Raw genomic sequence first — 15,470 nt, forward strand, 5'->3', positions numbered from 1 at the left:
TCAGGCAGTCAAACGCCGCGCGGCATCCGCGCCCGGCAGGGTTTCGCGCAGGCCTTCGGCCACGGCCTCGGCGCTGCGGCGGTGATGGAATTCCTCGGCGATGCGGGCGCGCGACGCCTGTGCCAGCCGGGTCGCGTAGGCGGGATCTGCCACCAGCGCGGCAATCGCCTGCGTCATCACCTCGGGCTGTTCGGGCGGCACCAGCACGGCATCGCGGCCGCTTTCGATCAATTCGTGATTGCCGCCGACATCGGTGACGACGACGGGCATTTCCATCGCCATCGCCTCCATGATCGCGACCGAGATGCCTTCGTTCAGACTGGCCAGCGCAAAGACATGCGCGCGCTCCAGCGCCTCGCGCACGGCGGTTTCGTTGATCGCGCCCAGCAGGGTCACGGCATCGGCCAGCCCTTTCTGGCGAATGATCCCCTCAAGATGCTGGCGATAGCCGCTGCCGCCCTGTTCGTCTTCGCCGGCGATTTCCAGATGCGCGTCGATGCCCTGTTCGCGCAGCTGCCGCACCGTCTCGATCAGGTGGTCATGGCCCTTGACGGCGTTCAGCCGCCCGCAGGAAAAGATCCGCACCGGCCCGCCGGCGGCAGGGGGCTGCCACGGCGCGCTGCGCCTGATCTGCGACAGATCCACCCCCATGGGCGCCAGATTGACGAAGCCCGGCAGATCCGAGCCGATCTGCTGCTGCGCCACCCGCGTCAGCAGCCTCGAGATGATGGTCGCAAATTTCGCGTGCCGCCATTTCTGCCGCTGGTTCGGGCCATAGCCTTCCAGCGTCGGGCCGTGCAGCGTCAGGCTGTAGCTGGGGCCGCCCAGCCGTTCGGCCAGCATGGCGATGTTCAGACTGTCGGCGCAGCTATGCACATGCACATGGTCCCAGCCCTGTTCGCGGGCGATCCGCTTCAGCCGCGCGCCCATCAGCAGCAGCCCCAGCAACCGCGCGCGCCCTTTCGCGCCGCCCGCCGTTTCCGCCCGCATCGCCGCCCCCAGCCCGCGCATCGCCCCCGCGGGCGAGCGCAGCATCTCGGCCACGGCCTTGGCCGCATCGCCGCCCGACAGCGGCGTCAGATAGCGCGTGCGCCCCTGCGCCTCGGCCGCCCAGCTGTGCGAGGCGACGGCGCGCGGTGGCGGCCGGGTCGAGATCAGATCGGCATCCACGCCCAGTTCAGCCAGGGCCTGCCGTTCGCGCCACAGGAAAATATGGGTCTGGCCGGGAAATTCGGGAATGAAGAAACCAATGCGCAGCAACGGAAAGCCTCCGAAAAGGGGTCGCCTGAATTGGTCGCATAGCGCAGGCGACCATTCAAGCGATCCGGCAAGGATGGTTACCCGGCGCGGCGGGAGAAATTGCCCATCGCGCGCGCCCGTTTGCGCGGGTCGCTTTCAAACAGCGCCGCAAGCTGTTCGGTGATCGCGCCCGCCAGCTGTTCGGCATCGGTGATGGTGACGGCGCGCTGGTAATAGCGCGTCACGTCATGGCCGATGCCGATGGCCAGCAGTTCGACCTGCTTGCGCTTTTCGATCATGGCGATCACGTCGCGCAGGTGCTTTTCCAGATAGTTCGCCGGGTTCACCGACAGCGTGCTGTCATCGACCGGCGCCCCGTCCGAGATCACCATCAGGATGCGGCGCTGCTCGGGGCGTTTCACCAGACGCTTATGCGCCCATTCCAGCGCCTCGCCGTCGATGTTTTCCTTCAGCAGCCCTTCCTTCATCATCAGCCCAAGGTTCGGGCGCACGCGCCGCCATGGCGCATCGGCGGCCTTGTAGATGATGTGGCGCAGATCGTTCAGCCGCCCCGGATGGGCCTGCCGCCCTTCGGCCAGCCATTTCTCGCGGCTGCTGCCGCCTTTCCAGGCGCGGGTGGTGAAGCCAAGGATCTCGACCTTGACCTGCGAGCGTTCCAGCGTGCGCGCCAGCACATCGGCGCAGATCGCGGCAATGCTGATCGGACGCCCGCGCATCGAGCCGGAATTGTCCAGAAGCAGCGTCACCACGGTGTCGCGGAACTCGGTATCCTTTTCGACCTTGAAGGACAGCGGCGTCGTCGGGTTGGCCACCACGCGCGCCAGCCGCCCGGCGTCCAGAACGCCCTCTTCCTTGTCGAATTCCCAGGACCGGTTCTGCTGCGCCTGCAGGCGGCGCTGCAATTTGTTGGCCAGCCGCGACACGGCGCCGCGCAGCGGTTCCAACTGCTTGTCCAGATAGGCACGCAGCCGTTCCAGTTCCGCGGGGTCGGCCAGATCCTCGGCGCGGATCTCTTCGTCGAATTCCTGCGTCCAGACCTTGTAATCGGCGCTGGCTTCGCTGACGGGCGGCGGAATGTCGGGGGGCGTGTCGGCCTCGGACATCTCGGCCTCATCGGCCATTTCCTCGTCGGCCATGTCATCCATGCTGACCTGAGCCTGACGTTCGTCCTGCGTCTGTTCCTGCGTGCGTTCCTGACTGGCCTCGGCGTCTTCGCCCTGATCCTGCTCGTTCGACTGGTTGTCGCCCGATTCCTCGTCCTGTTCGGCGTTGTCGTCGGCCTCGTCTTCCTGCGGCTCATCGGGGTCTTCGCCCAGCTGATCGCCATATCCCAGATCCGAGATCACCCGCCGCGACAGCCGCGCAAAGGCTGCCTGATCGTTCAGCACGCGCTTGATGTCGTCCAGACTGCCGCCGGCCTGTTCCTCGACGAAGGGCCGCCACAGATCCGCGACATGCTGCGCCGAAGGCGGCAGCGCGCGCCCCGTCGCCGCCTGCCGCACGATATAGCCCGCCGCGACCGACAGCGGCGCATCGGCGGGGGATTTGATCTGGCCATAGCCCTTGCGGTCGGCTTCCTGCCCGATCTTGGCGTCGATATTGGACAGCGCGCCCGGCATGTCGCGCGCGCCCAACGCCTCGCATCTTGCGGTCTCCAGCGCCTCGTACAGATCGCGGGCCATCGGGCCCGAGGGGGCGTATTTCAGATGCGTCGCCATATCGTGATGGCGACGTTTCATCGACAGCGCATCCGCCGTGCCGCGCGCCATCAGCACCTCGTCGCGGGTCATGCGGCGGCTGACCTGCGGCAGGCGCATGGTGTCGCCACTGACGCCCGAGGGGTCGGCGCTGAAAGTCACGTTCAGCTCATGATCCTGCGACAGGGCGCGGGTGGCCTCGGTCAGAGCCTTCTTGAACGGATCGGCGGGGTTGTCGGACTTTTTCATGGCGCAAGTTAGACACCGCCCGCGCCCGCACTGCAAGGGCTTCGCGCCCGCTCAGGCGGGTTGTGGCCCGGCGAACTGGTCATAGGCCCGCAGCGCATCGGCGGCATACATCAGCGCGGGTCCGCCGCCCATATAGACGCACAGGCCCAGCACCTCGGCGACCTCAGAGCGGGTGGCGCCCAGTTCCACCAGCGCCTTGCCGTGAAAGCCGATGCAGCCGTCGCAGCGCTGGGTCACGCCGATCGCAAGTGCGATCAGTTCCTTGGTCTTGGCATCCACCGCGCCCCCGGCGGTGGCCGCGCGGGCCAGCGTCCCGAAGCCCTGCATCACCGGCGGCACCGCCCGGCGCAGCTCGGCGGTATATGCGCCGATCCCGGCGATGATGGCGGCATAGTCCTTGTCGGCGGTCATGGAACTTCTCCTCTTTACAATTCATTATTTGCTGATATAATAAAAACATGAATTGTAAAGGATCGACATGACGCTGCCGCCGGACATTCTTTCGGACCTTGCCGTGATGGCGAACAGTGCCGGCCGGGCCTCGGGCTTTCTCAAGGGGCTGGCCAATCCGCAGCGGCTTCTGGTGCTGTGCTGTCTGGCCCGGGGTGAGCGTCATGTCGGCGCGCTGGTCGAGGCGACGGGCATCGGCCAGACCTCGATGTCGCAGCATCTTGCCCGCCTGAAGGCCGAGGGCATCGTCGCGGTCCGCCGTGACCACCGCACGCTTTACTATCGCATCGAGCACCCGGCGGTGGCCGAGATCATGCAGGTGCTGTACCGCCATTTTTGCGAAGGGAAATCCGAATGACCCGCGATCTTGTGTCCGCGCCTCAGGCCGCGCGCTGGCTGACCGAGGGAAGCGCCGTGCTGGTGGACGTGCGCTCGCCCGACGAATTCCGCGCCCAGCATATTGCGCTGGCGGTATCGGTGCCGCTGGACAGGCTGCGGGCCGCATTGCCGTCGCTGGCCGGACGGCGGGTGGTGTTTCAGTGCCAGCGCGGCACGCGCGGCGCATCGGCCTGCGCGATTGCCGAAGCGCGGCAGGGCGAGACCTATAACCTTGACGGTGGCATCGAAGCCTGGAAGGCGGCAGGGCTGCCGGTCGTCGTTGCAGCAGCCGATGGCCGCGAGCCCCTGCCGCTGATGCGGCAAGTGCAGATCGTCGTCGGCGCGCTGGTGCTGCTGCTGGTGATGGCCGGTTTCCTGATCGCCCCGGCCTTCTTCGCGCTGGCCGGCCTGATCGGCTTCATGCTGGCGCTGGCGGGCGTCACCGGCTGGTGCGGCATGGCGTTGTTGTTGCAACGGATGCCGTGGAACCGGGCGGCGGGGTAGGGGGGCTGTCGGTCGCCCTGCGGCAGAGCATTTCTGCAAGGTTCGCGGCAGCCCTGCGCGCTCCGATGCTTTATGCGGGTGGGCGAGACCTAAGGCTAGCACATGGTTTCGCAGGTGACACGGATCGGTGAAGGTCAAGGGGTCGGCTCGTGATCCTCGGCCATTGCGCGGGTGGCCTCGGTCAGAGCCTTCTTGAAAGGATCGGAGGGGTTGTCAGGTTTTTCATGGGTTGACGGCTTTTTCCCGTAGCTCCCAGACCAGTTGGTTGCAGTCAGATTGCCGAAGAAGCTCCGCATACATCGGACGCATCATGTCTTCCTGCTGTTCTACCGACAGAGAGGCCTGCTCCTGCTCGTCCATATCGTCGATCCTGCGCATGGCGGCCGCTTGTTCCCTTCGGCGCTGTTCGACCTGCACGCTTTCATCGTCGCGCAGTCGTTGCAGGGCTTCGGCTTTGCTGGGGCCACCGACGACAAGCGCCTTTGCCATCAGAACCGCCTCAGCTTCCATCGAAGATTTGTTACCATCAGCCAGTTTGGTCGCGTAAAGGTAGTATCCAGCACAGCGTGCGTAGCCTTCCGCCGAGCGATCCAACCGAGGTCGGGACGGCGATGGAGATGGTATCGGCTTGACGACGAATTGCGGCATTGGAACGCGCTCGGGCGCGTCCTCTGCGAAAGAAGCCGCGCCAAGTAACAAAACCAGCGCCGCCGCAGAAAAGAACGCAGCGGATCTGCCCATCACCCCGCCTTGACCGCAGCACTCTCCGGCAGTTCCTCATCAAACAAACGCTGGTAGAATTCGGCGACGGTCTGGCGTTCCAGTTCGTCGCATTTGTTCAGGAAGGTCAGGCGGAAGGCGTAGCCCACATTGTCGGCGAAGATGCGGGCGTTCTGGGCCCATGCGATCACGGTGCGGGGGCTCATCACGGTCGACAGATCGCCCTGCATGAAGGCGGTGCGGGTCAGGTCGGCCAGCGTCACCATCTGGTTGATGATCTTGCGGCCCTTTTCGGTGTTATAGGTCGGGTTCTTGGCCAGCACGATGGCGGCCTCGGCGTCATGCGACAGATAGTTCAGCGTCGAGACCAGCGACCAGCGGTCCATCTGGCCCTGGTTGATCTGCTGCGTGCCGTGATAGAGGCCCGTCGTATCGCCCAGACCCACGGTATTGGCGGTCGCGAACAGCCGGAAAGAGGGGTTCGGCGTGATGACCTCATTCTGGTCCAAGAGCGTCAGCTTGCCGTCGGCCTCCAGCACGCGCTGGATGACGAACATCACATCGGCGCGGCCGGCGTCGTATTCGTCAAAGACGATGGCGGTCGGATTGCGCAAGGCCCAGGGCAGGATGCCTTCGTGGAAGGTGGTGACCTGCTTGCCATCGACCAGCTTGATCGCGTCCTTGCCGATCAGGTCGATCCGCGACACATGGCTGTCAAGGTTGACGCGCACGCAGGGCCAGTTCAGGCGGGCGGCGACCTGTTCGATATGCGTCGATTTGCCGGTGCCGTGATAGCCCTGGATCATCACCCGGCGGTTATAGGCAAAGCCCGCCAGAATCGCCATGGTGGTGTCGGGATCGAATTTATAGGTCGGGTCGATCTCGGGGACGCGGCTGGTGCGTTCGGCAAAGCCCTTCACCTTCATGTCGCTGTCAAGGCCGAACACCTCGCGCAGGTCGATCTCTTCGGTGGGTTTGGCGTTCACGTCCAGCATTCTCGGGCCCTTTCCTCGCAACGAGAGACTTGTTCGCGCATTTGCGGGTGACACGCAAGCACTAGCGGCAGGCGCAATCCCGTCCTGCACTGGCGCAGGCAAATGCGCGGAATCCCGCCCACGGGCTGCGTTGACCCCCGCATTTGCGCGTGTCTAGATGGGCGGATGCTATCGCAAAAGGATAATCCCGCCTTGTCGGAAGCGCGCCTTCTTGAACTGCACCAACTGATTGCGCGCGGATCAAGCGGCGACCGCGCCGCGTTCGATGCGCTTTATGAGGTGACCTCGGCCCGGCTTTACGCCATCTGCCTGTCGCTTTTGCCCGATCGCCCGCTGGCCGAACAGGCGCTGCAACGCGTCTATGCCGATATCTGGCGCGGCACGCGGCGCCCCAATGACAGCGGCACGCCCGCCTTGGCGTGGCTGGACGATCAGGCCCGCGCCAGTGCGGCGGCGCTGTTGCCACCCGATGCGGCCCTGCCTGCCATGCCCGCGGATCCGACGCCCGTGATGCCGCCCGCCCGCGCCCGCAACCGCCTGCGCGAAGAGCTGGGCATGGCGCAGGCCCCGTTTTCCGAGGTGCTGGACAGCCGCATCCGCTGGTGGCAGCGCCCGCAGGCCCTGCTGGGTGCGGTCGTGGCGGTGCTGGTGGTGGCGGCGGTGCTGCTGGTGCCGGTCATCGCGCCCTCGGGGCAGGCGGGTTGGCAGACGCAGGTCGTCTCGCAGCCGGCGGGGCTGCGGGTCGATGTCTCGGTCCATCAGCGCGATCTGCAGATCGCGCTGCAAAGCGGCGCTGCACCTGTGGGCCGGGACTGGGAACTGTGGTGGATGGCCCCCGATGGCGCGGCCCCGGTATCTTTGGGGCTGGTCCCGCATGAGGAAGGCAGCGTGACCCGTCCGCTGCCGCAGGGGCTGGACGCGGCAGACGGCGTGCAGATCGCGCTGTCCGACGAACCCGAAGGCGGCGCGCCCGCAGGTGTCGCCACAGGCCCGATCATCGCCATTTCAACGCTGTCGCCCTGAACCTTCGTGAACCGACTTGCCCTTGTCGCGTTGCTTTGCGCAGATACGTTCAAGCGAACGTGAACGACAGACGGGACGGATGGTGCGGATATGAGCGGATTGCTGGCGCTTCTGGATGATGTGGCGGGGATCGCCAAGATTGCGGCGGCCTCGGTCGATGACGTGGCGGGACAGGCCGCGAAGGCCGGGGCGAAGGCAGCGGGGGCGGTGATCGACGACGCGGCCGTGACGCCCAAATATGTGCAGGGCTTCAAGGCCAGCCGTGAATTGCCCATCGTGCTGAAGATCGCGCGCGGGTCGCTGTTCAACAAGCTGGTGATCCTGCTGCCCATCGCGCTGATCCTGTCGGCCTTTGCGCCGTGGCTGATCTCGCCCTTGCTGATGCTGGGGGGCGCCTATCTGTGCTTCGAGGGCGCCGAAAAGGTCGCCCATGTCTTCAGCCAGCACGAGGTCAACGCCCCCAAGCTGCAAACCACCGAGGATGGCGGCGCGGGGCTTGAGGAAAAGCGCGTCAAGGGCGCGATCAAGACGGATTTCATCCTGTCGGCGGAAATCATGACTATCGCGCTGGCCACCATCCCCACCAGCGACACGATCTGGCAAAAGGCGCTGATCCTTGCCGTGGTCGCCGTGGGCATCACAGTGGCAGTCTATGGCTTTGTGGCGCTGATCGTGAAGGCGGATGATTTTGGCCTGCATCTGGCGGAACGCGGCGGCCCGCTGGCCGGGCTGGGGCGCGGGATCGTGCGGGTAATGCCGGGCTTCATGAAACTGCTGACGATCGTTGGCACTGCAGCCATGATCTGGGTCGGCGGCCAGATCGTCGTGCATGGCATGCACGAGCTGGGCCAGCATCAGCCCTATGAATGGGTCAGCCACATGGCGCAATCCGCCGCAGCCGCCCTGCCTGCCGCGCCGGGCCTTGCCAGCTGGGCCACGACGGCGTTTTTCGACGGCATCTTCGGCCTGCTGCTGGGGCTGATCCTGATCCCGGTGGCGCATTACGTCATCACGCCGGTCTTTGGCGCGGTGTCGGGGCTGTTTGGCAAGGCGTGACGCTTGCCCTTGGCGGCGTAGCGGGATTTAACTGCCATACCGCCAAGGAGGAGAGCGATGCCCATTCCCGCCGCCGCCATCGACGCCCTGCAGGCATTGCTGGGCGACCGTTTTTCGCAGGCGCAGGCCGAACGCGACCTGCATGGCCAGTCCGAGACGTTTCACCGCGCGCGCCCGCCCGATGCCGTGGCCTTTCCTGTGTCGACGGCTGATGTGTCGGGCATCATGGCGATCTGTCATGCGCAGGGCGTGCCGGTGATCGGCTGGGGCACCGGCACCTCGCTTGAGGGGCACGCGCTGGCGCCGCATGGCGGGCTGGTCGTGGATCTGATGCGGATGGACCGGGTGCTGGACATCCGCGCCGAAGACCTGCAGGCCAGCGTCCAGCCCGGCGTCACCCGCGAGGCGCTGAATACCGAGCTGCGCGCCACGGGGCTGTTCTTTCCGGTCGATCCCGGCGCGAATGCCAGCCTTGGCGGCATGGCCGCGACCCGCGCCAGCGGCACGACCGCCGTGCGTTACGGCACGATGCGCGACAACGTGCTGGCGCTGGAGGTGGTGCTGGCCGATGGCCGCGTCATCCGCACCGGGACGCGGGCGGCGAAATCCAGCGCGGGTTACGACCTGACCGGGCTGTTCGTCGGCTCGGAAGGGACGCTGGGCATCATCACCGAACTGACGCTGCGCCTGCATGGCCAGCCCGAAGAGACCGCCGCCGCCGTCTGCGCCTTTGCGACGCTGGAGGCGGCGGTGGAATGCGTCACCGCCACCATCCAGTCGGGCATCCCGATGGCGCGGATCGAATTCATCGACGCCGATGTGGTGCGCGCCTTCAACGCCGCCACCGGCACCCAGATGCATATCGGCCCGCATCTGATGGTGGAATTCCACGGCAGCCCGGCCTCGGTCGCGGCGGATGCGCAGGCCTTCGGCGCGCTGGCGCAGGATTTCGGCGGCACCGGCTTTGACTGGGCCACCACGCCCGAGGCCCGCGCCGCGCTGTGGAAGATGCGCCACAACGCCTATCGCTCATGCCTGGCGCTGCGGCCCGGCGCGACGGCGGTCGTCACCGATGTCTGCGTGCCGATGTCGCATCTGCCCGAGGCCGTGGCCGAGGCCGCCCGCGACATCCGCGCCGAGGGGCTGCTTGGTCCGATGGTCGGCCATGTCGGAGACGGCAATTTCCATTCTCAGATTCTGGTGATGCCCGGCAATGACGCCGAAATGGCCGCAGCCAAGCGCGTCGCCATTCGCATGGCCGAACGCGCGCTGTCGGTGGGCGGCACGATCACCGGCGAACATGGCGTGGGCATCGGCAAGCGCGGCCTGATGCGCGCCCAGCATGGCGACGCTGTGGACGTGATGGCCGCGATCAAGGCGGCGCTGGATCCGCAGGGCATCATGAACCCCGGCAAAATGCTGCCCGGCTGATTACCGCGTCCGGTCACGCCGCAATTCGCTCAGCACCTGCCGCAAGGGCGCGTCCGAGATCTGCATCGGCCCTGAAAACGGCCGGTTCATGTCCATCACCAGATACAGCGACCCGGAAATCAGCGCGGCGGCAATCGTCACGCAGGCCGTGACCACGCCGTTTTTCGGCGCGCGATAGCCGAAGCTGGCAAAGATCAGCGCCAGCCACGCCGCCAGCATCGCGATCAGCGGCACGGGCACGCTGCGCTGCGCGGCCTCGATGATGTCCCAGCGTTCCTCGACCAGCTGTTGATATTGCTGGCGGATATCGTCCAGCAGGGATTGCGCGGCGGCATCTGCGGGCACCAGCACCGCCAGCGCGTCGCCCACCGCCGTCAGCCCGTGTTCGGAACTGTAATCGCGCAATGTCTCGTCCCGGCGCAGGCGGGCGGGATTGGCGATCGCCAGCTCGACATAGCGGGCCAGCAGCACCCGCGTCGGATCGGCATCCGGGCCATAGGCCGACAGCGAACGGTCCAGCAGAATCAGATGCGTCGAATAGCTGTGGACCTGATTGTCCAGCGACTCGAACCCCGCGCGTGAGGAATTGATCAGCAGGCCGAACACCAGCGAGGTCATGACAACGAACAGGTTCGCCACCAGGCGGATGACATTGTTCGTCTCGTCACTGACATGCTGGCTGGCCAGACGCGGCGTCAGGTGCCGCGCGGTCAGCGCCGCCGCGGTCAGGGTCAGAAACATCAGCAGGGCAAAGACGATCTCGAACATCCGTTTCCCATCCGGCGCGCGGCCTGTTCCAGTGTGGTTTTCCGCGTGGCGATCCCGCCCGCGGTGGCATTGGACCGCCATAAAAGACAGCCTGACACATTCGTGACTGTCACGCCATCGTGACAGAAACCTGCGCCTTTGCGATAAAGGCCCAAAGTGCCGAGACAGGCGCAAAGGGCAGAGGGCAGTCATGAAGTTTCTTGCAAGGATAATGTCGGTGGTGCTGCTGGTCGCTTTGGCGGCCTGTGGCGGCGGCCAACCGACCCAGCAGCGGGCCGTGATGGTGGGGCAGGGGCTTGGCCCCAAATTCGGCGACAGCCAGCCCCATGCATGGGTCGGCGGCCACCCCTATGATCACCCGGTCCACGGCATCGACGTGTCACGCTGGCAGGGCGATATCGACTGGCAGCGCGTGCGTGGCACGGGCGTCAGCTTCGCCTTCATCAAGGCGACCGAGGGCGGCGATCACGCGGACCCGAACTTCCGCCGCTACTGGTACGAATCCGGGCAGGCGGGCATTCCGCGCGGGGCCTATCATTACTTCTATTTCTGCCGCTCGGGCGCGCAGCAGGCGGCGTGGTTCATCGCCAATGTGCCGCGCGAACGCGGTGCGATGCCGCCGGTGCTGGATCTGGAATGGACCGCCTCGAAGACCTGCCCGCGCCGTCCGCCGGGCGATGAGGTCCTGCGCGAGGCCAAGATCTTCAAGGACATCCTGCACCAGTATTACGGCCAGCGTCCGATCATCTATACCACCGTCGATTTCTATCGCGACAACAACCTGGCCTCATGGCCCGAGGAGTTCTGGCTGCGCTCGGTCGCAGGCCATCCGCGCATCGTCTATCCGGGCCAGCGTTACACGTTCTGGCAATATACCGGCACGGGGATCGTGCCGGGCATCCGGGGCAATGTGGACCTGAACGTCTTTGCCGGGGATCCGGCCCAGTGGCGCCAATGGCTGAACCGACGGCTGCAATAGCCCGATCGCTTCTGTGGTTTGAATTCGGGGTGCTCTATATCGGGGCACCCCTTGGCATCGCCCTGTTCATGCCCGGCCATCTGCTGTTCGAGGCGCTGGCCGTCTTCAGCTTTGCCGGGCTGGTGCTGTTGTGGTTCACCGGCGGCTTTCACTGGCGCAGCCTTGTGCGGGGCTGGAGCCGTGTGCCGTGGCGCGATGTGGTGCTGATCGCGCTGGCCACCCTGCTGGCGGGCGTGGTGATCCTGTCGCTGTCGCGCCCCGATGCGCTGTTTCAGATGCTGCGGAACCGGCCGGAATTCATCCCGGTGATCTGGACCTTCTATCCCCTGCTGTCCGCCCTGCCGCAGGAGCTGATCTTCCGCCCGCTGTTCTTTCACCGCTACAAGGTGCTGCTGCCCGACGGCCGGGGGGCCATCGCGCTGAACGCGGCGATCTTTTCCTTTGCCCATCTGATGTATTGGTCATGGGTGGTGGCGCTTCTGACCTTCGTGGGCGGCTGGGTCTTTGCCCGCGCCTATCTGGACCGGGGCTTTCCCGCGGCGTGGATCCTGCATGCCGTGGCGGGAAATGTGCTGTTTGCCGTGGGAATGGGGGCCTACTTCTACAGCGGCAACGTGGTGCGGCCGTTCTGAAAGCTTGACTTCCCCCCGGCGACACGGTTCATGCGTTGCCTGATACGCAAGGGGAAAAACGATGAGCGCCTATCGCAGCCATACCTGCGGCCAGCTGACTGCCGAAGCTGCCGGAACCGAAACCCGCCTGTCCGGCTGGGTCCACCGGGTCCGAGATCACGGCGGTGTGCTGTTCATCGACCTGCGCGACCATTACGGCATCACGCAGGTCATCGCCGACAGCGACAGCCCGGCCTTCGGCACGCTGGAAAAGCTGCGCGCCGAAACCGTGATCCGCATCGACGGCCGCGTGAAGCTGCGCGATGCCGCGCTGGTCAATGCCAAGCTGCCCACCGGCGAGATCGAGGTCTATGCGACCGATGTGGACATCCTTGGCGCCTCGGACGATCTGCCCCTGCCGGTCTTTGGCGATCAGGATTATCCCGAAGAAACCCGGCTGACCTATCGCTTTCTGGACCTGCGCCGGGAAACGCTGCACAACAACATCATGCTGCGCTCGCAGGTCGTGCGTTCCATCCGCAACCGCATGTGGGATCAGGGTTTCACCGAGTTCCAGACGCCGATCATCACCGCCTCCTCGCCCGAGGGTGCGCGCGATTTTCTTGTCCCCTCGCGTCTGCATCCGGGCAAGTTCTATGCGCTGCCGCAGGCCCCGCAGCAGTTCAAGCAGCTGATCATGGTGGCGGGGTTCGACAAGTATTTCCAGATCGCGCCCTGTTTCCGCGACGAAGACCCGCGCGCCGACCGGTCGCCGACGGATTTCTATCAGCTGGACATCGAGATGTCCTTTGTCGAGCAAAAGGACGTGTTTGCCGCCGTCCAGCCCGTCATTCAGGGCCTGTTCGAGGAATTCGGCAAAGGCCGCCGCGTGGATGCCGACTGGCCGCTGATCCCATACAAAGAGTCGATGCTGAAATATGGCAGCGACAAGCCGGACCTGCGCAACCCCATCGAAATGCAGATCGTCAGCGAGCATTTCGCGGGCTCGGGCTTTGCGATCTTCGCCAAGCTTCTGGAACAGGACGGCACCGAGGTGCGCGCCATTCCCGCGCCGAAAGGCGGCTCGCGCAAGTTCTGCGACCGGATGAACAAATTCGCGCAGGAACAGGGTCTGCCCGGCATGGGCTATATCTTCTGGCGCAAGGGCGATGATGGCCAGATGGAGGCCGCAGGCCCGCTGGCCAAGAATATCGGCCCCGAACGGACCGAGGCGATCCGGCTGCAACTGGCTCTGGGCGAGGGCGATGCCGCCTTCTTCCTTGGCGGCAAGCCCGAAACCTTCGAGGCCGTCGCAGGCCGCGCCCGCAATGTCATCGGCAGCGAACTGGGCCTGTCGGAAACCGACAGCTTCCGCTTTGCGTGGATCGTCGATTTCCCGATGTATGAAAAGGGCGACGAGGGCCGTATCGACTTCAGCCACAACCCGTTCTCGATGCCGCAGGGCGGGCTTGAGGCGCTGAATGGCGATCCGCTGAAGGTCCATGCCTATCAGTATGATCTGGCCTGCAACGGCTATGAGTTGATCTCGGGCGGGATCCGCAACCACAAGCCGGAAATCATGTTCAAGGCGTTCGAGCTGGCCGGTTACGGCAAGGATGAGGTCGAAAAGCGCTTTGGCGGCATGGTCAAGGCGTTCCGCTATGGCGCGCCGCCGCACGGCGGTTGTGCTGCGGGGATCGACCGGATCGTGATGCTGCTGGCGGATGAGCAGAACATCCGCGAGGTCATCATGTTCCCGATGAACCAGCGCGCCGAAGACCTGATGATGGGCGCACCGTCCGAACCCACCAACGACCAGATGCGCGAATTGCGGCTGCGGGCGCTGCCGAAGGAGTGATCCTTCGGCAAGGCTTTGCTGCACCGCCGCATTTGCCAAAACCGTGATCTGACTTCCGGCGGCGATCTGCGCTAATCTGCGGATGAAACAAGCGCCCCGGAAAGGTCACCGCATGTCTTTCGGCTTTCCCGAACTGGCCGCGATCCGGCTGGGTTACGGGCTGTCCCCGCTGATGCCGCCGCCGCGCGATGTCGAGGCGGTTCTGTCCGGCCCGGCCAATGCCGGGCCCGACGCCCAAGCCATGACGACCGATGAGGCGCGCAAGATCAGTCTTGAACTGATGCGTCTGAGCCGCGCCCGCAAGGATGGCGGCGATGCCGATGAAAAGGCGTTCATGGAATACAACCGCGATCTGGGGCGGTTGCTGGTGCGCGACCTGCGCCGCCGTTTGGTGCGCGCTATCGACGATCCGGTGGGGTTCGGCGAACGGCTGGTGCAGTTCTGGGCCGACCACTTCACCGTCAGCCCCGGCAGCGCCGGCAATCAGGCGCTGACCATGGCGTTTGTCGATGAGGCGATCCGCCCGCATGTGAATGGCCGCTTTGAAGACATGTTCTTTGCCGCCGACACCCATCCGATGATGCTGGTCTATCTGAACCAGAACAGCAGCCGTGGCCCGAACTCGCCCTTTGCCAAGCGCCGCGCGAACCGCGCATTGGGCCTGAACGAGAACCTTGCGCGCGAGGCGATGGAGCTGCATTCGCTGGGCGTCGGCGCCTCCTATGACCAGAATGACGTGCGCCAGCTTGCCGAATTGCTGACCGGCCTGACCTATAGCCCGCAGGACGGCTTTGCCTTCCGGCCGAATATCGCCGAGCCGGGGGCCGAGACCGTGCTGGGCAAAAGCTATGGCGGCGGGCGCCATCCCAGCATCGACGACATCCGCGCCGTGTTCCGCGATCTGGCCCGGCGTCCGGACACCGCGCAATTCGTGTCGCGCAAGCTGGCGGTGCATTTCATTTCGGACAATCCATCGGACGATCTGGTCGATGCCATGGCCGCGACATGGCGCGAGACCGGGGGCGATCTGCCGCAGGTCTATCGCGTGATGGTGACGCATCCCGAACTGGAATCGGCCATGCGACAGAAGGTGCGCCAGCCCTTCGATCTGCTGGCCGCCGGATACCGGGCGCTGGGAATTACCGGCAAGGATCTGATGGCGCTAGATTTTCCGCAACTGCCCGCAATGACCTTCGATCAGATGAACCGCATGGGGCAGCCATGGTCGCGCCAGACCGGCCCCGATGGCTGGCCCGAGGAGGCGCAGGCTTGGATCGCGCCGCAGATGCTGGCTGCGCGCATCACATGGTCGTTGCAGATGCCCAGCAAGATGCTGAACACCCTGCCGGACCCGCGCGCGTTTCTGGAAACCGCGCTTGGCAGCACCCGGTCCGAGGAACTGGCATGGGCCGTGCCCAAGGCCGAAAGCCAGATCGAGGGCGTGGCGCTTGTGCTGGCCTCGACCGATTTCAACCGGCGATAGGAGGCGAT

At 65.4% G+C, this 15,470-nt stretch carries 15 protein-coding genes; 9 read left to right on the forward strand and 6 right to left on the reverse strand.

Translation table 11 applies throughout. The features are described 5' to 3' along the window. The 3 genes from epsE to GL284_RS08980 form a co-directional block, all read right to left on the reverse strand. Positions 1–1,260, reverse strand: a complete 1,260-nt coding sequence (epsE, locus tag GL284_RS08970) for an exopolysaccharide biosynthesis GT4 family glycosyltransferase EpsE (RefSeq protein WP_155044267.1) — start codon at positions 1,258–1,260, stop codon at positions 1–3. 77 nt (positions 1,261–1,337) lie between these two features. Then, positions 1,338–3,206, reverse strand: a complete 1,869-nt coding sequence (cobT, locus tag GL284_RS08975) for a cobaltochelatase subunit CobT (RefSeq protein WP_155044268.1) — start codon at positions 3,204–3,206, stop codon at positions 1,338–1,340. Positions 3,207–3,257: 51 nt separating this feature from the next. After that, on the reverse strand, positions 3,258–3,617 hold the full coding sequence (locus GL284_RS08980) for a carboxymuconolactone decarboxylase family protein (protein ID WP_155044269.1): 360 nt from the start codon (positions 3,615–3,617) through the stop codon (positions 3,258–3,260). A 67-nt stretch (positions 3,618–3,684) separates the two neighbouring features. Between GL284_RS08980 and GL284_RS08985 the strand changes: the two genes are divergently transcribed. Further along, complete coding sequence (locus tag GL284_RS08985; protein WP_230383005.1) at positions 3,685–4,014, forward strand: ArsR/SmtB family transcription factor; 330 nt, start codon at positions 3,685–3,687, stop codon at positions 4,012–4,014. After that, positions 4,011–4,538 carry a rhodanese-like domain-containing protein gene (locus GL284_RS08990; protein ID WP_155044270.1) on the forward strand — a complete coding sequence of 176 codons (528 nt, stop codon included), beginning with the start codon at positions 4,011–4,013 and terminating at the stop codon, positions 4,536–4,538. Before GL284_RS08985 ends, GL284_RS08990 begins: the two co-directional genes overlap by 4 nt. A 222-nt stretch (positions 4,539–4,760) precedes the next feature. On the opposite strand, the gene GL284_RS09000 is transcribed toward GL284_RS08990, so the two are convergent. Beyond that, a complete protein-coding gene (locus GL284_RS09000) occupies positions 4,761–5,279 on the reverse strand; it encodes a hypothetical protein (protein WP_155044272.1) in 519 nt (172 codons plus the stop codon). Then, entirely contained in the window at positions 5,279–6,253 is a 975-nt protein-coding gene (gene cobS / locus GL284_RS09005) for a cobaltochelatase subunit CobS (RefSeq protein WP_155044273.1), read from the reverse strand. The genes GL284_RS09000 and cobS overlap by 1 nt, the downstream gene beginning before the upstream one ends. 192 nt (positions 6,254–6,445) lie before the next feature. Between cobS and GL284_RS09010 the strand changes: the two genes are divergently transcribed. The 3 genes from GL284_RS09010 to GL284_RS09020 all read left to right on the forward strand — a co-directional run bounded on the left by GL284_RS09010 (position 6,446) and on the right by GL284_RS09020 (position 9,763). Next, entirely contained in the window at positions 6,446–7,276 is an 831-nt protein-coding gene (locus GL284_RS09010) for an anti-sigma factor domain-containing protein (protein WP_196216753.1), read from the forward strand. Between the two features lie 90 nt (positions 7,277–7,366). Next, a complete protein-coding gene (locus GL284_RS09015) occupies positions 7,367–8,332 on the forward strand; it encodes a DUF808 domain-containing protein (protein WP_155044275.1) in 966 nt (321 codons plus the stop codon). A gap of 57 nt (positions 8,333–8,389) precedes the next feature. Beyond that, entirely contained in the window at positions 8,390–9,763 is a 1,374-nt protein-coding gene (locus GL284_RS09020; protein WP_155044276.1) for an FAD-binding oxidoreductase, read from the forward strand. On the opposite strand, the gene GL284_RS09025 is transcribed toward GL284_RS09020, so the two are convergent. Continuing rightward, a complete protein-coding gene (locus GL284_RS09025) occupies positions 9,764–10,531 on the reverse strand; it encodes a bestrophin-like domain (protein ID WP_155044277.1) in 768 nt (255 codons plus the stop codon). Positions 10,532–10,721: 190 nt separating this feature from the next. On the opposite strand from GL284_RS09025, the gene GL284_RS09030 reads away from it, so the two are divergent. The 4 genes from GL284_RS09030 (at position 10,722) to GL284_RS09045 (ending at position 15,462) form a co-directional block, all read left to right on the forward strand. Further along, positions 10,722–11,510: a glycoside hydrolase family 25 protein gene (locus GL284_RS09030; protein ID WP_155044278.1), complete on the forward strand. Its 789-nt coding sequence runs from the start codon at positions 10,722–10,724 to the stop codon at positions 11,508–11,510. Continuing rightward, positions 11,486–12,142 carry a CPBP family glutamic-type intramembrane protease gene (locus GL284_RS09035; protein ID WP_155044279.1) on the forward strand — a complete coding sequence of 219 codons (657 nt, stop codon included), beginning with the start codon at positions 11,486–11,488 and terminating at the stop codon, positions 12,140–12,142. The genes GL284_RS09030 and GL284_RS09035 overlap by 25 nt, the downstream gene beginning before the upstream one ends. A gap of 61 nt (positions 12,143–12,203) precedes the next feature. After that, positions 12,204–13,979 (forward strand): aspartate--tRNA ligase, encoded by a 1,776-nt coding sequence (aspS, locus tag GL284_RS09040; protein ID WP_155044280.1) that lies wholly within the window; start codon positions 12,204–12,206, stop codon positions 13,977–13,979. A gap of 112 nt (positions 13,980–14,091) precedes the next feature. After that, complete coding sequence (locus GL284_RS09045) at positions 14,092–15,462, forward strand: DUF1800 domain-containing protein (protein WP_155044281.1); 1,371 nt, start codon at positions 14,092–14,094, stop codon at positions 15,460–15,462. Positions 15,463–15,470 lie beyond the last annotated feature (8 nt).

The sequence above is a fragment of the Paracoccus shanxieyensis genome, from assembly GCF_009711265.1.
GTDB lineage: Bacteria > Pseudomonadota > Alphaproteobacteria > Rhodobacterales > Rhodobacteraceae > Paracoccus > Paracoccus shanxieyensis.